We start from the raw sequence: 5056 nt of genomic DNA on the forward strand, positions 1-5056 counted from the left end.
CTCAGCAACAAAGCGGTGCAAACAGCCTATCTCGGCATTTGAAGCATGAAACAGGACAAAAGCAGTATACGGGTCGGAGTGATTGGAGTTGGCTATCTGGGCCGCTTCCATGCGCAGAAATACGCGGCGATGGAGGGCGTGGAGCTGGCCGGAGTGGCGGATGTCGATCCAGCACGGGCTGAGGCTGTGGCCAAGGAATGCGGCACTGTGCCATTCATGGATTACAGGGAGCTGCTGGAGCAGACGGATGCGGTTTCCATCGTCGTGCCGACCGTGCATCATCACCGGGTGGCTCTGGACTGCCTGGCGCGGGGCGTTGACATCCTGCTGGAAAAGCCGATGACCGTCACCTTGGCCGAGGCGGACGCGCTCATTCGCCTGGCCGAAGAGAAACAGCTCATCTTGCAGGTTGGCCATCTGGAACGCTTCAATCCGGCGGTGCTGGCCGTGCAGCCGCTGCTGAACAATCCGCTTTTCATCGAGGCGCACCGGCTTTCGGTCTTCAAGAACCGGGGCACGGACGTGGATGTGATTCTCGACCTGATGATCCACGACATTGACATTATCTTGTCGATGGTCAATTCGCCGATCCAGAGCATTCACACCGTCGGCGCACCGGTGGTCACCCAGCTCACGGACATCGCCAACGCCCGCATAGTCTTTGAGAACGGCTGCACCGCCAACATCACGGTGAGCCGGATTTCTTTGGACAATGTGCGCAAGATGCGGATTTTTCAGCCGGGCCGTTATTTGGCCGTGGATTTCAGCAAAAAAGAGGTGATGGATGTACGGCTCAAGCAGGAAGGCGGCAGTTTCCCCCTGCCGGAGATTTCCAAGCACGCCTTTCAAGAGCAGGACGTGCTGGAGCTGGAGCTGCGCGAGTTTGTCGACAACGTCCGGCTGCGGCGGCAGCCCACTGTTTCAGGCCGCGAGGGCCGCCGGGCCTTGGAAATCGCCTTGGATGTCATCCGGCAGATCCGGGAGAACCAAGACCGCTTCGCCCATCTCCTCAGCGCGGAAGGGAATTTCGGTTTTGCCAATGAGCCGTGAGGCGGGGAATTTCCACTGGACCTCTTGCGTCAGCCGCAACTTGGGCAGAGGGGAAAACTTTTTCACCCCTGCATCACACAGGTGCTTTCACGGTTGCCCCTGCCCCGTTTCACGCTTCCATCGTGTCAAAGTCAATTGGAATTGCCTTGATTCCAATTGACTTTGACACGATTCACACTGGAATTGCCCCATTTTCAGTTGGAATCAGCCTGATTCCAATGTGAATCGGCCTGGTTCCAATCGGAATCGCCCCAATGCCAATTGACTTTGACACGATTCCTGCCGACATTGAGGCGATTCCAACTGGAAACGGCATGATTCCAATGTGAATTGCCCTGATTCCAATTGGAATTTGAGTGATTCAAACGTGAAACAGGGCGTTGCCAGCGCAGGATGCGTCACTTCAATCCCTTGAAACAGTGCGGAAAAGCGCAAGAGACACGCTGAACGCCGCGTTCTTTGCGACCGGAGGGAAACAATCTGGTGGATCAGGTCGGCCAAACAGTCTTGGTTAAAAGACCTCTTGCGCCAGCCGTAACTGCTTTTCTTCGTTTACAGCAAAAACTAGGAGAACACATGCCCCCTAAAACCTTCGCCGTCATCCTCTGCGGCTGCGGCCACCGCGACGGCTCGGAAATACACGAGGCCGCGCTGACCCTTTGGGCCGTTCACAAGAACGGAGCCGAGCACCGCTGTTTTGCCCCGAATGTGACGCAGCATCATGTCCTCAACCATCTCACCGGCGAGGAAATGCCGGAGCAGCGCAACGTGCTGATTGAATCCGCCCGCATCGCTCGCGGCAAGATCAAGGATTTGGCGCAGTTCAACGCCGCTGATTTTGACGGCTTGGTCATTCCCGGCGGAGTCGGCGCGGCGAAAAATCTTTGCACCTACGCCTTTGACGGCCCTGACTGCGCGGTTAATCCTGACGTGGCACGGGCGGTTAAAGCCATGCACGCGGCGGGCAAGCCGATTGGCGCACTTTGCATCGCCCCGGTCATTTTGGCAAAAGTCCTGGGCGGCGTGACCGTCACTGCCGGGCAAGACGCTTCCGCCGCCGCGAACATCGCCAAGATGGGCGGCATTCACGCCCCGACCTTGCACGGCGAAATCGTCATTGATCGGGCCAACAAGATTGTGACCACACCCTGCTACATGCTTGATTCACGCATTGACCAGATCGCTGAAGGTGCGGACAAGCTGATTCAAGCCATGCTGGAGCTGATGAAACGATGAGCGCAGCAGTCAGTTTGGCTGATATTTTTACCTGCGCCCGCTGCGGCGGCTGCTGTCAGGGTGAAACCACAGTTTCTTTGGATGCGGACGATCAGGCGCGGATGATTGCCAAGCTCGGTCTGTCCCGGCAAGAGGTCGAGGAGAAATACTGGCGCGTGACCAAAGGCGTGGTGCAGATGCAGATCGTTGACCATCACTGCATTTTCTACAGCCCAGAGCAAGGCTGCACGGTGCATGAAGGCCGCCCGTGGCGCTGCGGCCAGTGGCCCTTGCATCCGAGCATTCTCACGGATGAAAACAACTTCCGCACCATCCGCGAATCTTGCCCCGGCATGAACCAGCACTTGAGCTGGGAGGAGTTCTGTGCCGTCCTCCGCCAGCTGCTGGAACAGGACAGGCTGCTGCTCTGCTGATAAATTTCAGGTGGTGGCTAAACAGCAACTTTGGGTGTTCGCATAAGAAACAGAAAAAGTCTGTTCTTACAGATATCTCTCTGATTCAAATACAAGTACTATTTTTTGTACTTTACACGGCATTATTAAACTGCATTCGTTTCAGCAAGTAAAGCGGAATCCGCAGCAATTTGACAAGGCCCTTCTTTTTTTGTATCCTTAAATTAGGAATGATTATCAATAACAAAAAAGAAGGGCTGACCCTTCAAAGAACATGCTGGGGCGCATGTTCAATTATTAAGGGAGAATACGATCATGAAGAAATTGCTTGCCGCCGCTTGCGCAGTCAGTTTTATGCTTCTTGCTGGGACTCCAGTGTTCGCTGGAAAATGCGTCAGAGTCTACGGAAATACTCCGGCTGAGGCCTTGGAAGCTGGCATGAAGGCCGCCAGCCAATGGGACGGCGAGGGATGGATGGATGCCAGCACGCAAGTCCGCATCCTGCCGGAACAAGAAAAGGGAAAGTATGTGGCTGAAGTCTATACCGTGCCGCGCAAGGGTCCGTGCGAACTGAATCCTGAACATAAAGTTGCGGACGTGCTTGAGCCGTGACCTTTCGGCTTCTGTCCTGTGGCCCGCCCGTCATGCCTTTACGCAGACGGGCTTTTTTTTATGCCGCCTGCGGCTCCAGCTCCTTGGCCAGCCGCAGAGCAGCCGCAGTTTTCGCCACGTCATGCACCCGGAGCATGTCCGCTCCCTGCTTGGCGCAAAGCGCGGAAACTAAGGCCGTTGCCCAGTCTCTCTCCTCAGTCGGCAGACCGAGCAGCTTGCCGAGAAAAGACTTGCGCGAATGGCCGATCAGCACCGGAAAGCCGAGCTGTTTGAACGCGCTGATCTTGCGCAGGATCGCCAGATTGTGCTCCAGCGTCTTGCCGAAACCGATGCCCGGATCCAGGATGATCCGCTCCCGGCGTATGCCCTGCGCCTCCATCCACGCTGTCCGCTCCTGAAAAAAAGCGCAAATTTCCCGCACCACATCATTGTACTGCGGATCACGCTGCATGTTGCCGGGCGTGCCCTGCATGTGCATGATGATCACTGGGCCGTCAAAGCTGCGGGCTGCGTCAAGCATCGCCGGATCGTGGCGGAGGGCGGAAATGTCGTTGAGCATCGTCGCTCCGGCGGCCAGCGCGGCGCGGGCAACAGCGGCCTTGGTGGTGTCGATGGAGATCGGAACAGCCGCCGAAAGCGAGCGCACGGCCTCAATTGCCGGAACAATCCGACGCAGCTCCTCTTCTTCTGCAACCGGCTGGGCAAAAGGCCGGGTGGATTCGCCGCCGATATCGATGATGTCCGCGCCCTCAGCCAGCAGCCGCTCAGCCTGCCGGAGAAGGCTCTGCGCAGTAAAAAAGCTGCCGCCGTCGGAAAAGGAATCCGGCGTGACATTGAGAATGCCCATGAGCTGGGGTTTCTTCATTATTGGCTCCTTGCGCGGCGAAAAGTGTGCATTCTCATTTTACCAGCTCAGCTTCTGACTTCGCTGAATCCTATGCAATAAAAATGATTTTTCACAGGCGGACGCGCGGCCCGCCCGTGTCGCTTACAACACCACCGTCACCGTATTGCTCGGCAGGCTGTCGCCAGCCTTGTTGATGGCGATGATGCGATATTCCAGCACCTTGCCGCGCTCCTGGTCTTTGAGCGTCAGCTCTGTTGCAACCGCAGTGCCGACAATCCGCCAGCTGCTTCCAGTCTCGCCGCCCAGCGTGCGGTATTCAGCCTTGTAACAGGCGGCCTCATCGCCGTCGCGTGCTTCTTCCCAAGCGATGGTCAGAGACCCCTCGCTCTGCTCTGTCACCCGCAGATTGCGCGGCTGGCCAGGCAGCTGCACCACATGCGGTGTCCGAGGCGCACGTCTGCCCCAGCCCAGTGCTGTCAGCTTGGCATCGTTGCCATGCACTGCGTTTACGGCATAATCCAGCATGGCTTTTGCGCCGCCAACCACGATGTTGCGCGTGTTCTGCTTGCTTTCTGTAGCCTGCTGCGACGCAGACTGGGCCAATGCCTGCGCATCGCTTGCGGCAATGAACGCATCCAACATAGTGCGCAGCTCAGCCGGTGAAAGCGGCGGCGAGGGATAGTCCGGGTTTCCGGTCATCCCGACAATGATTTTCTGGACTAAGGCGATGAGGTCTGCATCACGATGCGGGAATTTCATGGCACTTCCTCTTGGTTTGATTTGTCCCGTGCTGCGCTGGGCAGCGGCGCGGCGCGCAGCTCCACCATGAAGCTGCGTTCAAAGCAACGATGAAACAAAATTCGTTCTATTGCAAGATGCAAATGCCTTGCGGGAAAATTCTGCGCCAGATTTTTCTTAT

The 5056-nt window shown here is 56.9% G+C and carries 6 protein-coding genes; 4 read left to right on the forward strand and 2 right to left on the reverse strand.

Going from position 1 to position 5056, the window contains the following annotated elements; genetic code table 11:
* The first annotated feature begins 45 nt into the window (after positions 1-45).
* The 4 genes from ACNKID_RS10245 to ACNKID_RS10260 all read left to right on the forward strand — a co-directional run bounded on the left by ACNKID_RS10245 (position 46) and on the right by ACNKID_RS10260 (position 3290).
* Entirely contained in the window at positions 46-1050 is a 1005-nt protein-coding gene (locus ACNKID_RS10245) for a Gfo/Idh/MocA family oxidoreductase (protein ID WP_417913334.1), read from the forward strand.
* A 576-nt stretch (positions 1051-1626) separates the two neighbouring features.
* On the forward strand, positions 1627-2286 hold the full coding sequence (gene elbB / locus ACNKID_RS10250; protein ID WP_417913335.1) for an isoprenoid biosynthesis glyoxalase ElbB: 660 nt from the start codon (positions 1627-1629) through the stop codon (positions 2284-2286).
* A complete protein-coding gene (locus ACNKID_RS10255) occupies positions 2283-2699 on the forward strand; it encodes a YkgJ family cysteine cluster protein (protein WP_417913336.1) in 417 nt (138 codons plus the stop codon). Before elbB ends, ACNKID_RS10255 begins: the two co-directional genes overlap by 4 nt.
* A 294-nt stretch (positions 2700-2993) precedes the next feature.
* Positions 2994-3290 carry a hypothetical protein gene (locus ACNKID_RS10260; protein WP_417913337.1) on the forward strand — a complete coding sequence of 99 codons (297 nt, stop codon included), beginning with the start codon at positions 2994-2996 and terminating at the stop codon, positions 3288-3290.
* Between the two features lie 58 nt (positions 3291-3348).
* Here the strand turns inward: ACNKID_RS10260 and folP are convergent, their stop codons facing one another.
* Both folP and ACNKID_RS10270 read right to left on the reverse strand, forming a co-directional pair.
* Complete coding sequence (gene folP, locus ACNKID_RS10265; RefSeq protein WP_417913338.1) at positions 3349-4155, reverse strand: dihydropteroate synthase; 807 nt, start codon at positions 4153-4155, stop codon at positions 3349-3351.
* Between the two features lie 123 nt (positions 4156-4278).
* Complete coding sequence (locus tag ACNKID_RS10270) at positions 4279-4896, reverse strand: fibronectin type III domain-containing protein (protein ID WP_417913339.1); 618 nt, start codon at positions 4894-4896, stop codon at positions 4279-4281.
* Positions 4897-5056: the final 160 nt, after the last annotated feature.

The sequence above is a fragment of the Candidatus Electronema sp. TJ genome (assembly GCF_048287355.1).
Taxonomy (GTDB): domain Bacteria; phylum Desulfobacterota; class Desulfobulbia; order Desulfobulbales; family Desulfobulbaceae; genus Electronema.